16 protein-coding genes are annotated in these 21,265 nt (G+C 39.9%); 6 read left to right on the top strand and 10 right to left on the bottom strand.

Going from position 1 to position 21,265, the window contains the following annotated elements; all coding sequences use genetic code 11:
- The first annotated feature begins 23 nt into the window (after positions 1–23).
- The 6 genes from NLF99_RS17760 (at position 24) to NLF99_RS17735 (ending at position 5,563) form a co-directional block, all read left to right on the top strand.
- Entirely contained in the window at positions 24–494 is a 471-nt protein-coding gene (locus NLF99_RS17760; RefSeq protein WP_185210422.1) for a type I restriction enzyme HsdR N-terminal domain-containing protein, read from the top strand.
- Between the two features lie 41 nt (positions 495–535).
- Positions 536–1,237, top strand: coding sequence for an ATP-dependent Clp endopeptidase proteolytic subunit ClpP (clpP, locus tag NLF99_RS17755; protein WP_093098991.1), 702 nt, complete (start codon positions 536–538; stop codon positions 1,235–1,237).
- A gap of 5 nt (positions 1,238–1,242) precedes the next feature.
- Positions 1,243–2,493: an ATP-dependent Clp protease ATP-binding subunit ClpX gene (gene clpX / locus NLF99_RS17750; RefSeq protein WP_185210423.1), complete on the top strand. Its 1,251-nt coding sequence runs from the start codon at positions 1,243–1,245 to the stop codon at positions 2,491–2,493.
- Between the two features lie 68 nt (positions 2,494–2,561).
- Positions 2,562–3,401: an AMP nucleosidase gene (locus NLF99_RS17745; protein ID WP_185210424.1), complete on the top strand. Its 840-nt coding sequence runs from the start codon at positions 2,562–2,564 to the stop codon at positions 3,399–3,401.
- Between the two features lie 49 nt (positions 3,402–3,450).
- Complete coding sequence (locus NLF99_RS17740) at positions 3,451–4,815, top strand: pyridoxal-phosphate dependent enzyme (protein WP_185210425.1); 1,365 nt, start codon at positions 3,451–3,453, stop codon at positions 4,813–4,815.
- Between the two features lie 46 nt (positions 4,816–4,861).
- Positions 4,862–5,563: an FkbM family methyltransferase gene (locus NLF99_RS17735; protein WP_185210426.1), complete on the top strand. Its 702-nt coding sequence runs from the start codon at positions 4,862–4,864 to the stop codon at positions 5,561–5,563.
- A gap of 637 nt (positions 5,564–6,200) precedes the next feature.
- Here NLF99_RS17735 and NLF99_RS17730 read toward each other — a convergent pair.
- The 10 genes from NLF99_RS17730 to NLF99_RS17685 form a co-directional block, all read right to left on the bottom strand.
- Positions 6,201–7,700 (bottom strand): RagB/SusD family nutrient uptake outer membrane protein, encoded by a 1,500-nt coding sequence (locus NLF99_RS17730; RefSeq protein ID WP_254529865.1) that lies wholly within the window; start codon positions 7,698–7,700, stop codon positions 6,201–6,203.
- Between the two features lie 17 nt (positions 7,701–7,717).
- Positions 7,718–10,900 (bottom strand): SusC/RagA family TonB-linked outer membrane protein, encoded by a 3,183-nt coding sequence (locus tag NLF99_RS17725; protein ID WP_254529863.1) that lies wholly within the window; start codon positions 10,898–10,900, stop codon positions 7,718–7,720.
- A 639-nt stretch (positions 10,901–11,539) separates the two neighbouring features.
- A complete protein-coding gene (locus tag NLF99_RS17720; RefSeq protein WP_185218184.1) occupies positions 11,540–11,845 on the bottom strand; it encodes a septum formation initiator family protein in 306 nt (101 codons plus the stop codon).
- 220 nt (positions 11,846–12,065) lie between these two features.
- Positions 12,066–13,364: a phosphopyruvate hydratase gene (eno, locus tag NLF99_RS17715; protein WP_185210431.1), complete on the bottom strand. Its 1,299-nt coding sequence runs from the start codon at positions 13,362–13,364 to the stop codon at positions 12,066–12,068.
- 317 nt (positions 13,365–13,681) lie between these two features.
- Positions 13,682–14,782, bottom strand: a complete 1,101-nt coding sequence (gene carA / locus NLF99_RS17710; protein ID WP_254529861.1) for a glutamine-hydrolyzing carbamoyl-phosphate synthase small subunit — start codon at positions 14,780–14,782, stop codon at positions 13,682–13,684.
- A gap of 287 nt (positions 14,783–15,069) precedes the next feature.
- Positions 15,070–16,380 carry an RIP metalloprotease RseP gene (rseP, locus tag NLF99_RS17705; protein ID WP_185210433.1) on the bottom strand — a complete coding sequence of 437 codons (1,311 nt, stop codon included), beginning with the start codon at positions 16,378–16,380 and terminating at the stop codon, positions 15,070–15,072.
- Between the two features lie 38 nt (positions 16,381–16,418).
- Complete coding sequence (locus NLF99_RS17700; protein WP_254529859.1) at positions 16,419–17,579, bottom strand: 1-deoxy-D-xylulose-5-phosphate reductoisomerase; 1,161 nt, start codon at positions 17,577–17,579, stop codon at positions 16,419–16,421.
- A 13-nt stretch (positions 17,580–17,592) separates the two neighbouring features.
- The gene (locus NLF99_RS17695) at positions 17,593–18,237 is read right to left on the bottom strand and encodes a hypothetical protein (RefSeq protein ID WP_254529857.1); all 645 of its coding nucleotides are present in this window, start codon (positions 18,235–18,237) and stop codon (positions 17,593–17,595) included.
- Between the two features lie 260 nt (positions 18,238–18,497).
- Complete coding sequence (locus NLF99_RS17690) at positions 18,498–20,618, bottom strand: S9 family peptidase (RefSeq protein WP_254529855.1); 2,121 nt, start codon at positions 20,616–20,618, stop codon at positions 18,498–18,500.
- A gap of 259 nt (positions 20,619–20,877) precedes the next feature.
- Positions 20,878–21,216 carry a DUF3276 family protein gene (locus NLF99_RS17685; RefSeq protein WP_093098970.1) on the bottom strand — a complete coding sequence of 113 codons (339 nt, stop codon included), beginning with the start codon at positions 21,214–21,216 and terminating at the stop codon, positions 20,878–20,880.
- Positions 21,217–21,265: the final 49 nt, after the last annotated feature.

Here is a 21,265-nt window from a genome sequence, read left to right as displayed (position 1 = left end):
TGGAAAATTTCGTAATTTTGTAAATGTTTAGACCGGTTCCTTTGAACTTACCGCCCTTTCCGGCAAAAATCAGCAAAAAACAGGATCAGTATTATATTTTCGACGAGCTGCGGAAGAAGCATCTTTTGTTGACACCGGAGGAGTGGGTACGACAACATTGGGTCAGTCATCTGAACAGGCACTATCAGTACCCGATGTCCTTGATGAAGATCGAGGGCGGCCTATCCCTGAACAGCCTGCAGAAAAGGAGTGATCTGGTGATTTATGACCGAGAAGGATCGCGCGTACTTTTGGCAGAATTCAAGGCTCCATCTGTCAAAATTACCGAAAAAACATTCGAACAGATCGCAAATTACAACAGTATTTATAAAATCCCCCTTCTTTTGGTCAGTAATGGAATTGAGCATTATTATTGCAGGATAGATTTCGAGGAGGAGAAATTTACATTTATAACGGAACTGCCATCTTTTGGGCAGGAAAATTTTGGATATTAAAATAAATATTATATTAGTAGCATAAAGACAGAAAGAATCACATGAATATAGATAAAAACGAATTTAGAAAGTATGCTATCAAGCATCATAGAATTGGAAGCCAACATGTAGATGGTTACATTTCTAGACTACAACAACAAATTCCGAGCAACCTTACGCCATACATCATCGAAGAGAGACAACTGAATGTAGCTCAGATGGACGTATTTTCACGTTTGATGATGGACCGTATCATCTTTTTAGGAGATGGCATTAATGATCAGGTTGCAAATATCGTTCAAGCACAGTTATTGTTCTTGCAATCGACCGATGCGCAACGTGACATACAGATCTATATCAATTCACCAGGTGGCAGTGTATATGCTGGTCTAGGCATCTATGATACCATGCAGTACATCTCTCCTGATGTAGCAACGATCTGTACCGGAATGGCAGCCTCAATGGGTGCTGTATTATTAGTGGCAGGTGCTAAAGGTAAACGTGCAGCATTGCGTCACTCCCGTGTGATGATCCACCAACCATCTGGAGGTGCACAAGGTGTAGCTGCAGATATGGAGATCAACCTGCGTGAAATGTTGAAATTAAAAGAAGAATTATACACGATCATCGCTGATCATTCGGGCCAGACTTACGACTGGGTTGAGAAGTCATCAGACCGTGATTATTGGATGCGTGCCGCTGAAGCCAAAGAATTTGGTATGATAGATGAGGTATTGCTACCGAAGAAGAAAGAAACAAAATAATAACAATGAGTAAATCGAACAATAGAGATATCCATTGCTCATTTTGCGGAATCAGTAAAAATGAAGCGCAAATGCTTATTGCGGGTGATGGTGCGCATATCTGCGACAGATGTGTGCAACAAGCTGGGGAGATTTTGGCGGAAGAGCTTAAGCAACGCAAGAATAAATCTATTCAAACTGCTCTTAAATTAATCCGTCCAAAGGAAATCAAGGAACATTTGGATCAATACGTGATTGGACAAGATGATGCGAAGAAAGTCATCTCTGTAGCGGTTTACAACCATTACAAACGTTTAAACCAACGTGTTGAGTCGGATGAGACCGAGATTGAAAAATCCAACTTGATTATCGTCGGAGAGACCGGAACAGGTAAAACCTTATTGGCAAAGACCGTTGCCAAGATCTTGAACGTGCCATTCTGTATCGTGGATGCTACAGTTTTGACAGAAGCAGGATATGTCGGTGAAGATGTGGAAAGCATCTTGACCAGATTACTGCAAGCTGCAGACTATGACGTCGCTGCCGCAGAACGTGGAATCATCTATATCGATGAGATTGACAAGATCGCTAGAAAAAGCGATAACCCATCGATCACCCGTGATGTTTCAGGAGAAGGCGTTCAACAAGCATTATTGAAGATCTTGGAAGGAACCAATGTCAATGTTCCACCTCAAGGTGGCCGTAAGCACCCTGATCAGAAAATGATCTCGGTAAATACCAGCAACATCCTGTTTATCTGTGGTGGTGCATTTGACGGTATCCAAAAGAAAATCGCAAACAGATTGAGAACTCAAACTGTTGGATATAAAATGAAAGATGAGGATCAGGAAATTGACCTGAACAACTTATATAAATACATCACTCCGCAAGATCTTAAGAACTTCGGATTGATCCCTGAGTTGATCGGTCGTTTGCCAGTTCTTACGCATCTGAACCCATTGGATAAGGAAACTTTGTTGAATATCCTTACCCGACCTAAGAATGCCTTGGTAAAACAGTATATCAAGTTGTTTGAGTACGAAGGGATCAAGCTGTCATTCGAGCCAGAGGTTTATGACTTCATCGTTGACAAAGCTTGGGAATTCAAATTAGGGGCCCGTGGGTTACGGAGCATTTGTGAGGCAATCATGCTGGATGCCATGTTCGAAACACCGAGCAATAAGGAAAATTCAGAAGACAAGACCTTGCAGATCAGTCTGGATTATGCAAAGAACAAGTTTGCTAAGACGGACTTTAAGAAACTGCAAGTCGCATAAAAATCTAAACCCTCGCCAATCACGCGAGGGTTTTTTGTATTAGGAAATTATTAAGAAAGGATGAAATTATGACTAAGAAAAAAGACGAAAAACAAGAAAATATCGAAGAGGTAAACTCCCCTATTAAAGCAGGATTAAAGACAAAAGAAGATATTGTGAACAATTGGCTGCCTCGTTATACGGGTAGACCCTTGGAAGAATTTGGGGAATATATATTATTGACCAATTTCAGCAATTATGTGAAGTTGTTTTCGCAGATGCATGGCGATGCGCCGATCATGGGCGAGGACAAACCGATGCAGACCTGTACCGCAGACGGCATTACCATCATCAATTTTGGTATGGGTTCTCCCGTTGCTGCAACCGTGATGGACCTATTGACAGCCATCCACCCGAAAGCAGTGCTATTCCTAGGTAAAACAGGGGTATTAAAGAAGAAAATAGATGTAGGTGAACTGATCCTTCCGATCGCTGCGATCCGTGGAGAAGGGACTTCCAATGATTATCTGCCACCTGAAGTACCATCACTACCGGCCTTCGCTCTGCAGAAAGCCATTTCCACCACCATTAGGGACCACTCCCGTGATTACTGGACCGGAACTGTCTATACCACCAACCGTCGCGTTTGGGAGCATGACAAGCAGTTTAAGAAATACCTAAAGAGCATCCGTGCCATGGCCGTAGATATGGAGACTGCAACGATCTTTTCGGTAGGATTTGCCAACAAGATCCCTACTGGTGCCCTATTATTGGTTTCAGACCAACCAATGGTACCGGAAGGCGTTAAAACAGACAAATCTGATGTGACGGTTACCAAATCTTATGTGGAAACCCATGTGAAAATTGGAATTGATGCCTTAAAGCAATTAATCAACAATGGCTTAACGGTAAAACACTTGAAGTTCTAAAAAATATCTACTTTTGTGGTAGACAACAAACAGACACAAAACTTCACCTATGTGGTATAATAACATTTTAGAAACCATTGGAAATACACCTTTGGTCAAACTAAATAAGATAACTGAGAATTTAAAGGGAACTATTTTAGCCAAGATCGAAACAAGCAATCCTGGAAACTCCATCAAGGACCGTATGGCCTTGAAGATGATTGAGGATGCTGAAGAAGCCGGTTTACTGAAACCTGGAGGCACCATTATCGAAGGGACTTCGGGAAATACAGGAATGGGATTGGCAATGGCGGCCGTAGTAAAAGGTTATCGCTGTATTTTTACCACCACGGATAAGCAGTCGAAAGAGAAGATCGATGCCCTTCGTGCCTTTGGTGCTGAAGTGATCGTCTGTCCTACCAACGTAGATCCAGAGGATCCTCGCTCCTATTATTCGGTTTCCAGCCGATTGGAGAAAGAGGTTCCCAATGCCTGGAAGGCCAATCAATATGACAACCTTTCCAATACTAAAGCCCATTATGAGCAGACCGGTCCGGAAATCTGGGAACAGACCGAAGGAAAGGTTACGCATTTGGTCGTAGGGGTCGGAACCGGTGGTACTATCTCGGGTACCGCAAAATATTTGAGGGAGAAGAACCCGAACATCAAGGTTTGGGGGATTGACACCTATGGTTCCGTATTCAAGAAATATAAGGAAACCGGCATATTTGACAAGAATGAAATCTACCCCTATATCACCGAAGGTATAGGTGAGGATTTCTTGCCGAAGAATGTTGATTTTTCACTGATAGACCTGTTTGAAAAGGTCACTGATAAAGATGCAGCATTGATGACCAGGGACCTGGCGCGCAAGGAAGGTATCTTTGCCGGAAATTCTGCCGGCGCTGCATTGGCAGGTTTGTTACAATTAGGAAAAGACCTGAAAGAAGATGATGTAGTCGTTGTGATTTTCCATGACCATGGATCTCGTTACATGGGAAAAATGTACAATGAGGATTGGTTGCGCGAAAGAGGATTCTTAAAAGATGAGAAGCTAACGGCAAAATCAATTCTCAAAAAACGTGGCGAACAGGCCATCATCACGGCAGATGCCAACCAGACTGTTGTGGAAACCTTCAATATCATGAAATCGCTGAACATTTCCCAAATACCTGTCACCCAACAGGGTATGGTAATCGGAAAGGTCACAGAATCGGATATTCTTTCTGCATTGCTCGAAAATCCATCATTAAAATCATCTGCAGTGGAAGAGATTACATCCAAACCTTTTCCATTTGTTGACCTGAACACCTCCATTGATAAGATCTCTGGATTGATCAATAAAGATACCCAAGCGGTATTGGTGGAAGATGATTTTGGAAGGATCAATATCATCACCCAATACGATATCATCAACGCAATTTCAGAAGTTTAGGATTTTTCCATTTTTTGGGTATATTTAAATTAATCTACCACAAAGAATGGAAAGAAACGACAAACTTAAAAGATTAGAATATTGGGTTAAAGCGCGCATTGGAAAGATTGCTTTTATTGACGTAGAGGAAAAACGTGCAAAGGAATGGTATGGCAATGGATATGGCGGCTTTTATGTCGATCCAAGCCTGGTTCCCGATAATGCGATCGTATATTCATTTGGCATTGGTGAGGATATTTCATTTGATAAAGCCATCATTGCCAAACATGGAGCCAAGGTTTTTGGCTTCGATCCTACCCCAAAGTCTATCAATTACGTGCGTAATAATGAAACTCCAGAACAGTTTTATTTCCATCCTTTTGGTTTGGGCGAAAAAACGGAGATGGTTACCTTCCATCTTCCCAAAAACAAGGAGCATGTTTCCGGAAGTGTTTACGACCATAGCCTTGTCGATGAACACGATTCTGTAGACGTGCTTTTAAAGGAGTTTAAAGAGATTGCCAACGATTTGGGGCACCAATCCATCGATGTGTTAAAGATGGACATAGAGGGCTCTGAATACGCTGTCATGGAAGGAATATTAAACTCCGGCATTCCCATCAAACAAATCCTCGTTGAAACCCACGAAAGGTTCTTTCCCAATGGTAAGGAAAAAGGACAGAAATTCTTTAAGCTATTGTATGACCATGGCTATAGGATCTTTGCCATTTCTGATACCTACCAGGAAATTTCATTAGTGAAAGGGTAAAAGGATTGTTTTTATTAATGGACCATCTATAAGCATTTCTAAATAGCATCAGCCCACAATGTACAGAAGAAATAAAGATAGCAGCAGGCTGGCAAAAAGCATTGGTTTTTGAAATTTTAGAAATGGAACCCTATAGGGGTTTCATTATTTTAGCCGACGCGGCATGATAGGCTGGAATTAGCGAAAAACCGATGTTCGATTAATCGAACATCGGTTTTTCGTTACCACCTTTTTTGTTCAAGACCCTTTCTAAAATAATTCTGCCCTGCTAGGGCAGTATGTCGCAAAAAAGACAATATTGTGTACGCAGGAAGGATCTCAGAACAACATCAAAAATCAAATAGATTAATTAAAAACAGCATTATTAGAATTGGCGTACTTTCCGTGACCTTCGGATAAGGATAATAGAGTCATTGGGGCGCGGGCGTATTCGATACGTCCCTACAGTATGATGGATTTTCCAGCGAAATGTTGATCATAATCATGGTCTATCCTCTTATCCCTTCCATCCTGGTTCAAATGCACCTTTCATCCCATTGGCAGAGCAGAGCCGATGCCACTTCTTCTCCCTTTCCCTCAAAAAAGAAGAGGTTGTCTCTTCAGACAACCTCTTCCAGATTATTATTTACAAACCGAATTAATCGTTCTGTTTGATTTCCGCGTTAGCATTCAATTCCGCCAATGGGAACAAGAATTGCCAATCTTTAGCACCGGCAGCAACCTTTACGATTCCATTTACACTTCCAGGAGCATAGTTAGGAACGACAGTTCTGTCCAAAGGCTGGTTCAAACGTTTCAAATCGTAGAATCTGAATCCTTCACCCCAAAGCTCTGTTCTTCTGTTGGTCCAGATCTCTTCCAATAAAGCGGCACCCGTGTTGGTTGATTTCTTCGCTTCAAGGTCACGAACTTTTACAAAGTTGAACAATGCTTCTTGTGCATTAGCCGTTTGGTTTGAGCTTGCATAAGCTTCTGCCAAGATCAAGTGCATTTCTGCCGATCTCATCAAAGGAACATCTCCCAAAGCACCACCTGGTGATTTGATAGAGAATTTCCTAGTCATATACTCTTGACGAGCGAAAGATGCCAATGGCAATGGGAAGTTGGCCGCAGTTGGTTTTGGTTCCCATAGTTTCTTTCTGATATCTGTTTCAGAGATTTTGTCATACAATGCAGAGTTGATTCTCTTAGGGTTCGCACGCATAAAAGAGGTATTTGCATTGTAAGCGATCTGTGCAAAGTAAGATCCGAATGCATCCATCTGATCCTGTGTTGGCATAGAAGCCCACATAAACTCAGACATAGAAGGAGCATCATTGAATCCTTTCATGTACGTATCTTGGTTCATCAATGGGAAACTTCCTGACTCGATAACCAATTGAGCATATTTGATTGCATTAGGATAGTCCTGCATGGTCAAAGCAACTCTTGCACGTATACCGTAAGTCACATATAGGTTGATATGAGACTTGTTTACTCTTGATTCCACGTTCAATGCGATCGCATCATCTAAATCTTTGATGATTGAAGCATACACTTCTTTCACTGTTGATCTTGGCAATGCGCCATCTGAAGATTTCAATACCAAAGGAACACCTAGCTGATCGTTTGCTGTGCTTGCATCATATCTTTTAGCGTAAAGCTGAACCAGATTGGAGTAAGCATATGCTCTAAGCGTCAAAGCTTGAGATTTCAGGTTGTTTTTCTCTTCATCAGTTCCTGGAAGACCATCTACATTATCCAGGATAAAGTTAGAGTCACCAATGATTTTGTAGAAAGTTCTATAATAGTATTCAGTCAATTTATGGTTGTCATTACGACCACCTTGCCAGTTACCTTCACCGGTAGAACCGAACCAGTTTGCATCACTGATACCTAAGTCTTCGCCCATAAAGTCAAGACCTAGCATGATACCACCAACACCTGGTTTGTTTTGAACATTCCAATCCACTACGGTTGTACGCTCAAACATAAATCTATAGATACCGTTCAATGCTGTATTAGCATTGGCAATCGAACTGAAGATTTCATCTTGAGAAACTTTGTCAGTTGGAGCGGTTTCCAAATAGTCCTTTTTACATCCGCTAAGAGCTAGAAGTAAAACGGAAGCATATATCGTTAAATTTCTTTTTTTCATAATAATTCAGCTGCTAATTAAAATCCAACATTTACACCGATGCTGAAAATACGAGTCGGCAAATAAGTAGATGATACAGATCCATCAAAGCTTTCTGTAGGATTCATACCTTTACGTTTTGAGAATAAGGCTAAGTTCTCACCAGTTAAGAATACGCGTGCAGTAGACAGGTCGATCTTGTTCAACAAGCTACTTGGTAATCTATATTGGAAGTTTACGTTTTGAATGCTAAAGTAAGACGCGCTTGTCAACCATCTTGTAGAAGCAGCATTGATGTTGTTGCTGTTCGCTTGGTCTAATCTAGGGATATTACTTGTAGTATTTGACGTAGTCCATGCTTTCATCGCATCAACATGGTATGATTTACCATATGAGTTTGTGCTCATCAAACCAGCGTAGTTACTATCATAGATTTTTCCACCGATCTGGTAGTTCAACAAGAAAGACAATGTGAATGCTTTATAGTTGAAGGTATTGATGATGGAACCCATTACATCAGGAATTGAAGTACCTGAATAATCGAATTTCGCATAGTTTTGGTTGGTTACATATTCTTTACCATCCACTACGCGGATGTTCTCTTGTGCAGTACCTTCTGCAGGGATGTAAAGGGCAGCACCATCAGCTTGGTCAACACCAGCGTATTGTCTCAACCAGAAAGAGTAGTAATCTCTTCCAACTTCTCTTCTTTTGTTTCCAGCAGTAATAACTGGAGATTCAACCGGCATCTTCGTGATTTCGTTCTTGAAGGTGGTGAAGTTTTTGGTCATTGTCCAAGTGAAATTATCGTTTCTTACGATATCACCTGATAATGACAATTCAAAACCTGTATTGTACATCGAACCAACGTTTCTGAATTCTGTACTAACTGCAGAAGAAAGAGGACGTGGAACGGATAGTAATAACTGGTCTGAACCTCTCTTGTAGTATTCAGCCTCACCTCTTAATCTGTTGTTGAATAAAGCGAAGTTCACACCTAGGTTGAATGTATTTGAAGACTCCCAAGTCAGGTTAGGGTTAGGTAATGAACTAAGAACAGTTCCTGGCAATCCACCATTAGACCATCCAAGGTTGTAAAGCGCTTGATATCCGTAATAGATTGTATTTCCGTTTACATCCAATAGGTGGTTGACACCAACTTGACCGTATGAAGCTTTTAATCTCAAGTCGTTGATCCAAGTAGCGCTTGACATAAAGTCCTCTTTGTTGATAGCCCATGCAGCACCTACTGAGAAGAAATTACCCCATCTTTTGCTATCATCGAAGATCGATGAACCATCCGTTCTGAATGATGCATCTGCATAATACTTCTCATCGTAGTTATATGATGCTTTAGCGAAGTAAGATTCAAGACGGTTCACGTTTTTGTATCCTCCTGAAGAAAGTGGAGTTACGTAGTTATCTAATTCAGTGATTCCAGAAATAATCTGTCCTGTTTTGGTCGCATTTCTGCTGCTGAATTGATAATCATAGTTTTCGTGAGCCGCTATTGCAGATACGTTATGTAAATCAAATGATTTTCTATATTGCAATACTTGGTTGAAAGTATATGATTTCGTGATGTAGTTTTCAGCTGAACCTAATCCATTGTAAGAAACACCATCACCTACTTGGTTGTTCCAAGAGTAATCGAAGTTTCTGTTAGAAAGGTCAATGCTAACCGAAGGTGTGAATGTGAAATCTTTCAAGAATTTAATATCCAAGAAAGCTCTACCACCTAACATCGTACGTTTGTTCAGACGAGTATTCAAGATAGTCTCGTAAATAACGTGTCTACCCGGACTTGCTCCTGAAGGTCTGTTTACAGCGCCTGGGTGCATTCCGTAGTCGTAGTATTGTTCTCCAGTAACTGGGTCAACAACTGGAGCTCCTGTAGTTGCATCAAATGCATGAACTGGGTAGATCGAACCTAATCCTCTGATGAACGAGAATGGGTTGATGTAGGAGTTACCATTACCTGTTGAAGCATCAGAAGCTAATGAACCTTCAGACATAGCACCAGAAATGTTAACACCTGCTTTTAACCAATCTTTGATCTGAGAGTTTACATTGATCCTTCCGTTGAAACGTTGGAAATCTGAGTTTAAGATATAACCTTCATCATTCAAATATCCCAATGAAACGTAGTAGTCAGTTTTTTCGTTGCTACCGCCGATGTTCATATTGGCATCAGTTCTTTTTCCAACACGTTGAATGGCATCAAACCAGTTGAAATCATCGTATTTCAAACCTGCATTTGGATTCATGGTACCGTCCATTGAAACGATTTCATTGTCCGCAACGTTGAATGGGTTGTAAGCTAGGAATCTCTTGATATTATCGAATGCATATTTATTCGCATCTGCTTCTGAAGCACCTTGAGCTCCGCTAGCAGGGAACATTCTTGAGTTTTTGATAGCCTGGAATGCAACAGGATAATAATCATTGATTCCTACTGTTTCGTATTCTTTGATACCTCTTTCCGTAATACCTTGCGTTAAGCCAACATTTAATTTAGCCGGACCGCGACCCTTTTTCGTTGTGATCATGATCACACCGTTACCAGCTCTAGATCCATAAAGAGCAGCTGAAGTCGCATCCTTTAAGATGGAGATGCTTTCGATATCATCAGCGTTAATATCACCGATGTTACCGTCAAATACAGCACCGTCTACCACATATAAAGGAGAACTTGAAGCACTCATAGATCCGATACCTCTCAAGCGTACGCTAGCACCTGATCCTGGTTGACCGTTTCCGGAAGAAACAGAGATACCTGGAGCCATACCCGCTAATGCATTGGATACGTTGGATACAGTACGTTTGTCCAAATCTTCTGCACTCATGGTAGCCATGGAACCTGTTACTTCAGATTTCTTAGCTGTACCATAGGCAACGACAACCACCTCATCAAGTTCTTCACCTGCTGAGCTTAATTGAACATTGATAACTGCATTGTTGTTAAAAGTTACCGTTTGAGACGAATAACCGATAAATGAGAATGTGATGCTACTTCCAGAAGCCACATTGGTTAATGTGTACTTTCCGTTTGCATCTGTTTGAGTAGCATTCGTTGAACCAGACACACGAACCGACACACCAGGCAAGGCCTGCCCGTCATTCGCTGAGGTCACAGTACCACTCAGATTTTGATTTTGTGCAAACGTTTGCCCAATTAGGCATGTTAACACAAAAAGAAGACAGAGTAATTTTTGTTTCATAAAAAATTGATCTTTTAATTGTAATTGTTAATAAAAATTAGACTTACGGCTAAATAAATAGTTATTAATGGCGTAAAAATATTAAAAAAGTCAATATTTTATCTATATAAAGCGTTTTAAGTAATTTTATTTATTGAACAGAATTAGTGTGGGTATTTTTAAAATTACATGTAGTAATATTTTATATATGTAATTTATAGTTATATATAATTCTTGCAGATAATAATTAACATAACTTATTTATAAAATAAACGAAACATAATATTTTAATATTTTCAAATTACTTTCATTATTCCATGATATTCAAAACATATTTAGCTATTTTTTATAATTATTTACAATTATTAGGGCAAAATATAACTATCATGGCAATTCCAAATAGAATCTGAAATAATCATTATAAGAATAATTATTTCAATTCATATACTATTTAGTTGCAGTATGATTTATTTGATTTCATTTAGCCTTAATAATTGAAAAATCAGCCTTTAGAGACTATAAACACATGTTTTCAATTGAAAACACAGAAGAATAATCAGAAAAATAGGATTGAACTGACGGTCAAGTTAAATGACAAAACCGTGATAATTGCAGAGCAATATCAAGGAGAGAAATGGAAAACAGGAAAGGGGATTGTAACTATTTTGACTCCGGTGCGTCTATTTCGGTAATGATATAGACATCTTCTTGGTCTTTCTTCATTTTGTATTTTTCGCGGGCGATACGTTGAATCTCACTTTGGTTATATTGCACATCTTTGATGGATTGAGATATGCTTTCAATTTCATTCGTGTAATACTCTTTCTCCTGCTCCAATTTGGTTTTCTCAGTTTGAAAATTGTACTGGGTAGTAATATCGTAACGATCGAAAAAACACATCCAGACTAAGAATGCAACTCCTGCGATAAGATATTGATTACGGATAGTATTAATGAAACGTTCCATAGGCTAGACCAAAGCAATTAAAATTCGGTTAAAGATAACTATTTTAAGATGAACTATACAAGTATAGAAACAGCATATTGGAATAATTAAATTAACCATTGTGGAAAAATAAATATTTTAACAACCTAAGGACCCTTAGAAGCCATAAACTGATCTGCTAAAACAGAAGCCATAAAAAAAGGGAACCCAAAGGTCCCCTTTTCCCTGACTAGAAAGTCAATTATTTTTTCGGAGCGTATTTAAAATCTTTTCCGATGAATTTTGCGTTCTCGCCCAATTCTTCTTCGATACGCAACAATTGATTGTATTTAGCGATCCGGTCTGAACGAGAGATTGATCCAGTTTTGATCTGACCACAGTTTAGAGCTACCGCAAGGTCTGCAATGGTAGTATCTTCGGTTTCACCTGAACGGTGAGACATTACTGAAGTATATCCATTGGTTTGAGCCAAATGAACAGCGTTGATAGTCTCTGTCAAAGAACCGATCTGGTTAACTTTAACCAAGATGGAGTTACCAATTCCTTTATCGATACCCTCTTGAAGACGTTTTGTATTTGTAACAAACAAATCGTCACCAACTAATTGTACATGGTCACCGATTTTCTCTGTCAATAATTTCCAGCCTTTCCAATCATCTTCTGCCATACCGTCCTCAATAGAGATAATAGGGTATTTTGCAGTCAATTCAGCTAGGTAATCTACCTGCTCTTCGATACTGCGAACCGCTCCACCTTTACCTTCGAACTTAGCGTAATCATATTTACCTTTTACGAAGAACTCAGTAGAAGCACAGTCAAGCGCAAGACAGATTTCTTTTCCTGGTTTGTAGCCAGCTTTTTTAATTGCTTCCAAAATAGTTTCGATAGCATCTTCAGTACCTTCAAAAGTTGGAGCAAACCCACCTTCATCACCTACAGCAGTAGATAAGTTACGGTCGTGAAGAATTTTCTTAAGGCTATGGAAAACCTCAGCACCCCAACGTAGAGCTTCCGAGAAAGACTCAGCGCCTACTGGCATGATCATGAACTCTTGGAAAGCGATAGGCGCATCAGAGTGAGCACCACCGTTTACAATGTTCATCATTGGAAGAGGAAGAGTATTGGCATTTACTCCACCGATATAACGATATAGAGGCTGACGGCTTTCTTGAGCTGCAGCTTTAGCAACCGCTAAAGAAACACCTAAGATAGCGTTAGCACCTAATTTACCTTTGTTTTCAGAACCATCTAAATCGATCATCAATTTATCGATTGCATTTTGTTCAAATACGTCAACACCTTCTAAAGCTTTTGCAATCTTTGTATTTACGTTTTCAACAGCTTTCAAAACACCTTTTCCTAAGTATTTCTTTTTATCACCGTCGCGTAATTCTACCGCTTCGTGTGCACCTGTAGAAGCTCCTGAAGGAACTGCTGCACGGCCAACAAAACCGTTTTGCGTTGTTACATCAACTTCTATCGTAGGATTTCCGCGCGAATCTAAAATCTGGCGCGCATGTACGTCAATTATCAAGCTCATTTTATGTGTGGTTTATTTAAATATCTTACTTCGTTAGCTACCTTACTTAGTGTATCTAAGACACTAATATAACAATAATTCTTACTTTATCAAAAATATGAAAAATCTAAGTGATTCGGCCTAATGCTTGGAAAAATTAAATCATTGCTAAATTGAATATTATGAAAATCGTAAAACTCAACCAAAAATCCGGGACGCAGCATCTTTTGAAATACACAAAACTAACCAGTCCAGCCTCCTATCCTTATCCATCGAATTTAATGGCACAAAAAAGGTCGCAACATTGAGATGCGACCTGATTTATATTTTATCTGAAATTATCCTTTTACCATAGCGATAAAATCATCGAACAGATATCTTGAATCGTGAGGACCTGGAGAAGATTCAGGGTGATATTGTACCGAGAATGCATTTTTACCTTTTACACGGATACCTTCGATCGAATTATCATTGAGGTTCACGTGCGTGATCTCTACTTTATCAGAGTTTTCAATATCTTCCGCTACTACACCAAAACCATGGTTTTGAGAAGTAATCTCACATTTATTAGCGATAATATTCTTTACAGGGTGGTTGATACCTCTATGTCCATTGTGCATTTTTTGCGTCCTGATATCATTTGCAAGTGCCAAGATTTGGTGACCAAGACAAATCCCGAACATTGGTTTATCAGCAGCTAAGATATCTTTAACGGTTTGGATCGCGTAATCCATTGCAGCAGGGTCACCAGGACCATTTGAAATGAAGTATCCATCAGGGTTCCACTCTTGCATTTCTGCAAATGTAGTCTTAGCAGGGAAAACCTTTGCATACACCTGACGAGAATCAAAGTTCCTTAAGATGTTCTTTTTGATCCCTAAATCCAATACAGCGATACGAGTAGGAGCACCTTCTTCACCATAGTAGTATGGTTCCTTAGTAGAAACACGGGAAGAAAGTTCTAAACCGTCCATAGAAGGCACTTTAGCCAATTCTGCTTTCAAGGAGTCTACATCTAGGTTCTCAGAAGAGATGATCGCATTCATCGCACCTTTACTACGGATATGACGAACCAAAGAACGCGTATCGATATCAGAGATACCCACCAAATTCTCTTCCTCGAAATAATTCTGGATAGATTGGTCAGCCATTTTACGGCTGTAGTTGATGTTATAGTTCTTACAAACTAAACCTGCAATCTGAATCTCTTTAGACTCTTCATCCTCATCATCGATACCATAGTTTCCGATATGCGCATTGGTCGTAACCATAATCTGTGCATAATAGGAAGGATCCGTAAAGATCTCTTGGTAGCCAGTCGTACCAGTGTTGAAACAAATCTCACCTGTAGTAGTACCGATCTTTCCTGCGGCCTTACCATGAAAAACTGTTCCATCTTCTAGGACTAAAATTGCTGGCAATTTGCTGTAGTTGGTCATTCTTATTTCTAGTTAAAACGTATCACTAATTTACTGATAGATTTCCTTAACTCCTAAACATAAAAAAAGCCCAAACGGGCTAACAGATCAATTAATATATTGACGAGAAGTAGAAACTACTTTTTGAAATGCTATTGGGTAGAAGGTCTCTTTCATTTTTATCGGGAGACAAAGGTACAAATTATTTTAATTCGCAAACAATAGTTTTTTAATTTATTCTCTACCTTATTTCCATTAAAAAAGCCCTGTGGTCATACACCGCAGGGCTTCCTATATCTTTGAATAGATTACTTCGTCAATTTGAAAATATCGTTTCCAAAAACGAATATCATCAGTGCGATAATGATGAAGAACCCAACGATCTGGGCTTTCTCCAAGAACTTATCACTCAATGGCTTCCCTTGAATCATCTCAATCAACAAGAAGATCACGTGTCCACCATCCAATGCTGGGATTGGCAAGATATTCATAAAGGCCAAGGCCATGGAAAGCATACCTACCAGACTCCAGAACCTTAACCAATCTACCTCAGTACCGAACATGGTTGCAATCCCTACCGGGCCTGAAAGCGCTTTGTCAGCACGCACCTCACCTTTGAAAATCTTTCCGAAGCCCTTGATGTTATCCGTAATCACCGAGAAAGCTTTGCTTGCACCCAGCGGCAAGGACTCCATAAAGCCATATTTATGCTGAACTACCGGAAGGTTTAGGAAACCTAGGGTAGCAGAACTATCTGCAGCTGCTGTTAAAGCCATTGGACTTCCTTTACGAACAATATCCAAATTTACTTCCTTATTCTTATTCGCTGCCAATTCAGATTTAAATTGATCCAATTGCTGCACTTGAACCCCATTGATCGAAACAATGCTATCCCCTACTTGCAATCCCATCTTCTCCGCCCTACTGTTCTTCTCGACCATCGTTACGGGAAGCATCTTGAACATAGGCTGAACCAACTCGTTCTTCTTATGTTCAGAGACATCATTCAGGATATCGCTGGGCAATTTTATCTCCATTTGCTGACCTGCACGATCAACCGTCAACACCGCATCACCCATCAACACGTCCGAAGTCAACAGATCTTGATAGAATAGATTCGCTTTTTTACCATTTACGGCAAGGATCTTATCCCCTTCTTTCAAGCCAACCTTTTCACCGATAATGCCCGGTTTTACACCGTAAAGCTGCGTGTTGTTAAAGTCGGTAGTTCCATATTTAAAGGTCAACATCCAGAAAACCACGATACCCACGATAATATTGACAATGATACCGCCCAGCATGACGATCAAACGTTGCCAAGCCGGTTTAGAACGGAATTCCCATGGCTGTGGCTCGCCTTTCATCTGTTCGGTATCCATCGATTCATCGATCATACCTGCAATCTTCACATAACCACCCAACGGCAACCAGCCCACACCATACTCACAACCTTTATAATTGAATTTGAACAATTTCACACCCCAGGCATCAAAGAAAAGATAAAACTTCTCCACCTTGATTCCGAATGCCCGAGCAGCTAGAAAGTGCCCAAGCTCATGCAAGATGATTAATAATGACAAGCCTAAAAGTACTTGCCCAATCATGATTACAATTCCCATTGATTATATTTTTATTATTTTATTTACTATTTAATTATTTAAATACGTTCTATTAAACTTCGTGCCACAGTCCGGCTTTCCAAATCGAACTGTAAATAATCCTCTAAACTTAACGTTTTTTGTGATTTCACCTGACACAATGTCTCTTCAATGATTTCACTCATCTGTAAAAAACCAACCTGGTCATTCAAAAAAGCATCTACGACAACTTCATTGGCACCATTCAGCACACAGGCTGCATTACCACCAGCTTCAAGGGCCTGAAATGCCAACTTTAGGTTTCTGAAAACCTCCATATCGGGCTGTTCAAAAGTCAAATTTGGGTAGTCCAAGAAGCTAAAGCGCTTAAAGTTATTTTCAAATCGCTGTGGATAGGTCAAAGCATATTGAATGGGAAGCTTCATGTCCGGCAAGCCCAACTGAGCTTTCAGAGAACCATCTTCGAATTGCACCAGCGAATGGATAATGGATTGCGGATGGATAATGACATCGATCTGGTCATACTCTAAACCAAACAGCCATTTGGCCTCAATCACTTCCAATCCTTTATTCATCAGAGAAGCCGAGTCAATGGTTATTTTCGCTCCCATTGTCCAGTTCGGATGCTTCAAAGCTTGCGCTTTCGTCACCGACTTTAAATCTTCGATTGATTTCCCACGGAAGGGACCTCCCGAGGCTGTAAGGATAATCTTCTCTATAGGGTTAGCCTCCTCACCGGCCAGGCATTGAAATATAGCCGAATGTTCTGAGTCAACCGGCAACAGTTTAACCTGATGTTTTTCAACCAAGCCTGTAATCAGTTCCCCAGCAACCACCAAAGTCTCTTTATTGGCCAGAGCGATATCCTTACCCGATTCAATAGCCGCAACAGTAGGCCTTAGCCCAACCGCCCCAACTACCGCTGTCAGGACGATATCTATATCATCCCGCTGCACGGTCTCCACCAGTGCATCTTCACCGAACAGGACTTCGATGCCCTTGCCCTGCAAAGTATCGCTTACCTTCTCAAAAGCCGTCTTTTCACAAACGACCACTGCAGCTGGCCTGAACTTAAGAGCCTGTTGAATCAATAAATCGGCGTTTCTTCCGGCAGATAGTACAGTAATCGAAAAATGATCAGGATATTGTTCTACTACTTCTAAGGTCTGTGTCCCAATACTGCCCGTAGAACCTAATATGGCTAATTTCCTTTTACTCAAAACTTAAATGATTTTATATAATGTTATCCATAAGGGAAGGATCAGAACTGCCCTTATAGGCTTTAATCATGTCAATATACACAATTGACATAACAACGCTGACCACAGGAATAATCACAAAGGAATTGATAAGACTCAAGATCTTTGAAACCAGGGAATACCCCATGTATTCAGTACCTAATTGTAGTAGATGAGTGAATGCAATAATAAAGATAATGGCCAATAGCCTCAAAACATTCCCCTTCGTCATCGCCAGACTGAACCGATATGACTTAAAGGTATTGAAGCCATTCTCCACGATGAAGAATGGAAAGAAAGTGGTCCTGATCAATACGAACAACATGATTACACCTGTCAAGAATGGGTGAATCTCGGTCTGAACCGTATTCATGTTCACACCTAAATACAATAGAGGGAATAATGCCACATACATAACGATGTAAACCACAAATGCGATCAAACTGTACAGCAATAATCCCAAGATGTAATAGCAAAATTGAGACATGGTCGGCAGGTAGTCCATCAAGCCATGGCTTTTCTCATCTTTAGCCAAGAAAATAGCCTTCTTTAAAAGCACCAATTGCAGACCAAAATAGATAGCCACAAACAGCAGCAACAAAAGCACTTTCACGATCAGATTCGAAGAATCCAAATACATCGCTAGAAAAGATGAAAGGTTAGAGGTTACAAAAATTAAAAAACATAGCCCAGCGATAGAAATATAATTCCTCATGAGGATATCTATTGCTCTTAAAACAACGTCGTTAGCTTTAAATGTAATGTCTTTTAGAAAATCTAGCATGGCATAAATAATATTGCAAATATGATAATTTTTTCGGTGGAATCAATTTTTTTGAAGCGCTATATGTTATAAAAAAAGGCTAAGATTTTATATTCTTAGCCTTTTATCGACAATTCTTACCTTAAATTTTCTGGAACAGGTTTGTCCAATAGGTATTGGTAATAAAACCTTGTTCTTTCCTTGAAATCATAAGCGCTTTTCGAACGATTGAATCCATGTCTGCTTCCAGGATAGATCATCAGTTCAAATGGAACCGCCCTATCGGTCAATGCATCCACCAACTGAATGGTATTTTGCATATGCACGTTATCATCCATATCGCCATGCATGATACGCAACCTACCTTTGTATTGATTTACATAAGGCAAAATAGAACCATTTTTATATCCTTCAGGGTTAGATTGAGGGGTATCCATCCAACGCTCGGTATAATGGGTATCATATAATTCCCAACTCGTCACCGGTGCACCTGCAATACCGTAGTCAAAGTAATCGGCACCTTTGGTCAACGCCAGACAGGTCATGTAACCACCATAACTATGTCCGGTGATCAACAATTTATCTTTAGCTACAAAAGTCTTAGCTTTCAACCATTTGGCAACGGTGATATAATCCACCAGCTCCCAGTTTCCTAAGTTTCTGTGCATCCATGCCACACCCTGTTTTCCAAAATGGCCAGAAGCCCTATGGTCCGCTTCAATTTGAATGATCCCTTCTTGAGACCAATATTCACCATTCACACCTTTCCAGGTATTTCTCACGGTACCCGCATCAGGGCCTCCATAGATACTCATGATTACAGGATACTGTTTCGTTTCGTCAAAATCCGTAGGATAAGTGATGATCAATGGAAGATTAAACTTCCCATCTTCCGAGGGGATAGTCATGTACTCGCGTTTTGCCACTTTATAGTTTGCATAATCATCAGCTTTGCTATCCGCCAATTCTTTCAAAACCTTTCCTTTGTTATCCAAAAGGGCAACCTTATTTGGCGTGTGGATATTGGAATAGTTCGTGATGAAATATTTTCCATCTGGCGACACCAATACATTGTGCGTATAGTCACCAAAGGTCAAACGCTGCATATTTTTGCCATCAAAACCGATTCTATATAGATCCTTGGTCGCTGAATTTTCTTTTCTCGCAGAAAAATAAAGAACTTTACCTTTCTCATCGATACGCTCAATAGAAGTCACCTGCCAATCCCCCTGTGTAATAGGGTTCAGCAATTTACCATCCAAGGTATATAGGTAGTAATGTGCCCATCCCGTTTTATCCGATTTCAGGATATAGTGTTTGTTATCTGCCAAATAAGTGATTCGCTCATCATGGTCTAAATTGATCCATGTTGGCTGTTCCTCATTATAGATTTCCGTTTTTTGTCCATTATCAGGGTTCACTGCATAGAACTTCAAGGTATTTTGCTCCCTGTTCATCCATTGCACCATGATCGATTGACTGTCAAAGCTCCAGTAAGGCTGTCCAAAGTATTGATCATCTTTCTCGTTGAAATCTGCCCAAACGATTGGAGAACCCTCAACTTTCACAAATCCTACCTTTACTTCTGGGTTAGGGTCGCCTGCTTTAGGGTATCGAGTTTCTTCGAGGTAGCCGTGCTGACCTTTCGAAACATAGATCGGGAACATGGGAACCTTGCTGTCATCAAAGCGCATAAAAGCAATTTCCTTACTATCAGGAGACCACCAGAAAGCCCTATAATTGGTTGGGCGACCTAAGATTTCCTCATAATAGACCCAAGAAGACCAACCGTTGTAGATTACGTCCGTTCCATCTGTGGTATATCGAACCTCTTTACCAGAGGATATTTCCAAACCATACAAATCGCTTTTCCTTGTAAAAGCTACATATTTACCGTCAGGCGACAGGGTTGGATTTTGCTCTTCCACGTCCGGGGAATTCGTCAATTTCTTGGCCTCTCCTTCCGGATATTGGATAAAAACATCCTTGTCCTTTACAAAAACCTGCGTCGAGCTGTTCACATGATAGCTGTAACTTTCTTTTTTCCCAGTCTTTACATTGACTTTGAAGAGCTGATTGTTTGCCCTTTCTATATAATGATTGGCATCGGCCCAACCTTCAAAACGACTGATCGTCTTGGTTAATGAAGGTGCTTGGTTCCAAGCCTGTTCATAGGATAATTTTTTCGTTTGTGCCTCTGCCCCTGCTGTCGACAAGATAAACAGCGTAAGACAAGCCGCTGAAAACAACTTGTTCATATGATTTCGTAATTAGTAATTTGTTTCAATAAATCTTCGAAAATAGGAAATTCTAACCGATCTAGTTAAATAATACCTGTAACATATTTAACGAAATCGATAGCATAAAATACAATGGGGTCAAACGGATATTATTGGGGGATTATCATGTAGAGCATCATGCTGTCCGTCAATAATGGAATTGCAAAGCCGATGCAGCTGCCAATAAAAAAGAGCCACTAAATTTTAGTGGCCCATTAATTATGTATTCAAAACTAAATTAAAAAGAGTAATTGTCTTTTTGTACTAGTTCGCCATTGTTCTCAAAACCATTTTCGTCTTGATTTGGCTCATATCTTTTTTCAACAACTTCTTGGTTAGCTTTAATGTATTCAACTACATCCTGAAGGCCTTCTGCAAACTTTTCAAAGTCTTCTTTATAAAGGAAGATCTTGTGTTTAATAAACTGTCCGTCTTCGAAACGCTTTTTACTTTCTGTAATTGTCACATAATAGTCGTTCGAGCGAGTGGCTTTCACATCAAAAAAATAAGTACGTTTGCCCGCTCTCACCTTTTTTGAAAATACCTCTTCACGCTCTTTATTGTCAAAATCTCCCATTAGATTAATATAAAATTTAAGTTTAACCCTCTATTTTCAGTCATAAATA

Source organism: Sphingobacterium sp. LZ11T8, from assembly GCF_024261425.1.
Lineage (GTDB): Bacteria > Bacteroidota > Bacteroidia > Sphingobacteriales > Sphingobacteriaceae > Sphingobacterium.
The sequence above is the reverse complement of the archived record's forward strand: the minus strand, read 5'-3'. Positions and strand labels throughout refer to the sequence as shown.

Coding starts and splice junctions, on each gene's coding strand:
- NLF99_RS17760 (WP_185210422.1), top strand. CDS start 24: ATGTTTAGACCGGTTCCTTTGAACTTACCGCCCTTTCCGGCAAAAATC.
- clpP (WP_093098991.1), top strand. CDS start 536: ATGAATATAGATAAAAACGAATTTAGAAAGTATGCTATCAAGCATCAT.
- clpX (WP_185210423.1), top strand. CDS start 1,243: ATGAGTAAATCGAACAATAGAGATATCCATTGCTCATTTTGCGGAATC.
- NLF99_RS17745 (WP_185210424.1), top strand. CDS start 2,562: ATGACTAAGAAAAAAGACGAAAAACAAGAAAATATCGAAGAGGTAAAC.
- NLF99_RS17740 (WP_185210425.1), top strand. CDS start 3,451: ATGTGGTATAATAACATTTTAGAAACCATTGGAAATACACCTTTGGTC.
- NLF99_RS17735 (WP_185210426.1), top strand. CDS start 4,862: ATGGAAAGAAACGACAAACTTAAAAGATTAGAATATTGGGTTAAAGCG.
- NLF99_RS17730 (WP_254529865.1), bottom strand. CDS start 7,700: ATGAAAAAAAGAAATTTAACGATATATGCTTCCGTTTTACTTCTAGCT.
- NLF99_RS17725 (WP_254529863.1), bottom strand. CDS start 10,900: ATGAAACAAAAATTACTCTGTCTTCTTTTTGTGTTAACATGCCTAATT.
- NLF99_RS17720 (WP_185218184.1), bottom strand. CDS start 11,845: ATGGAACGTTTCATTAATACTATCCGTAATCAATATCTTATCGCAGGA.
- eno (WP_185210431.1), bottom strand. CDS start 13,364: ATGAGCTTGATAATTGACGTACATGCGCGCCAGATTTTAGATTCGCGC.
- carA (WP_254529861.1), bottom strand. CDS start 14,782: ATGACCAACTACAGCAAATTGCCAGCAATTTTAGTCCTAGAAGATGGA.
- rseP (WP_185210433.1), bottom strand. CDS start 16,380: ATGGGAATTGTAATCATGATTGGGCAAGTACTTTTAGGCTTGTCATTA.
- NLF99_RS17695 (WP_254529857.1), bottom strand. CDS start 18,237: ATGTATTTGGATTCTTCGAATCTGATCGTGAAAGTGCTTTTGTTGCTG.
- NLF99_RS17690 (WP_254529855.1), bottom strand. CDS start 20,618: ATGAACAAGTTGTTTTCAGCGGCTTGTCTTACGCTGTTTATCTTGTCG.
- NLF99_RS17685 (WP_093098970.1), bottom strand. CDS start 21,216: ATGGGAGATTTTGACAATAAAGAGCGTGAAGAGGTATTTTCAAAAAAG.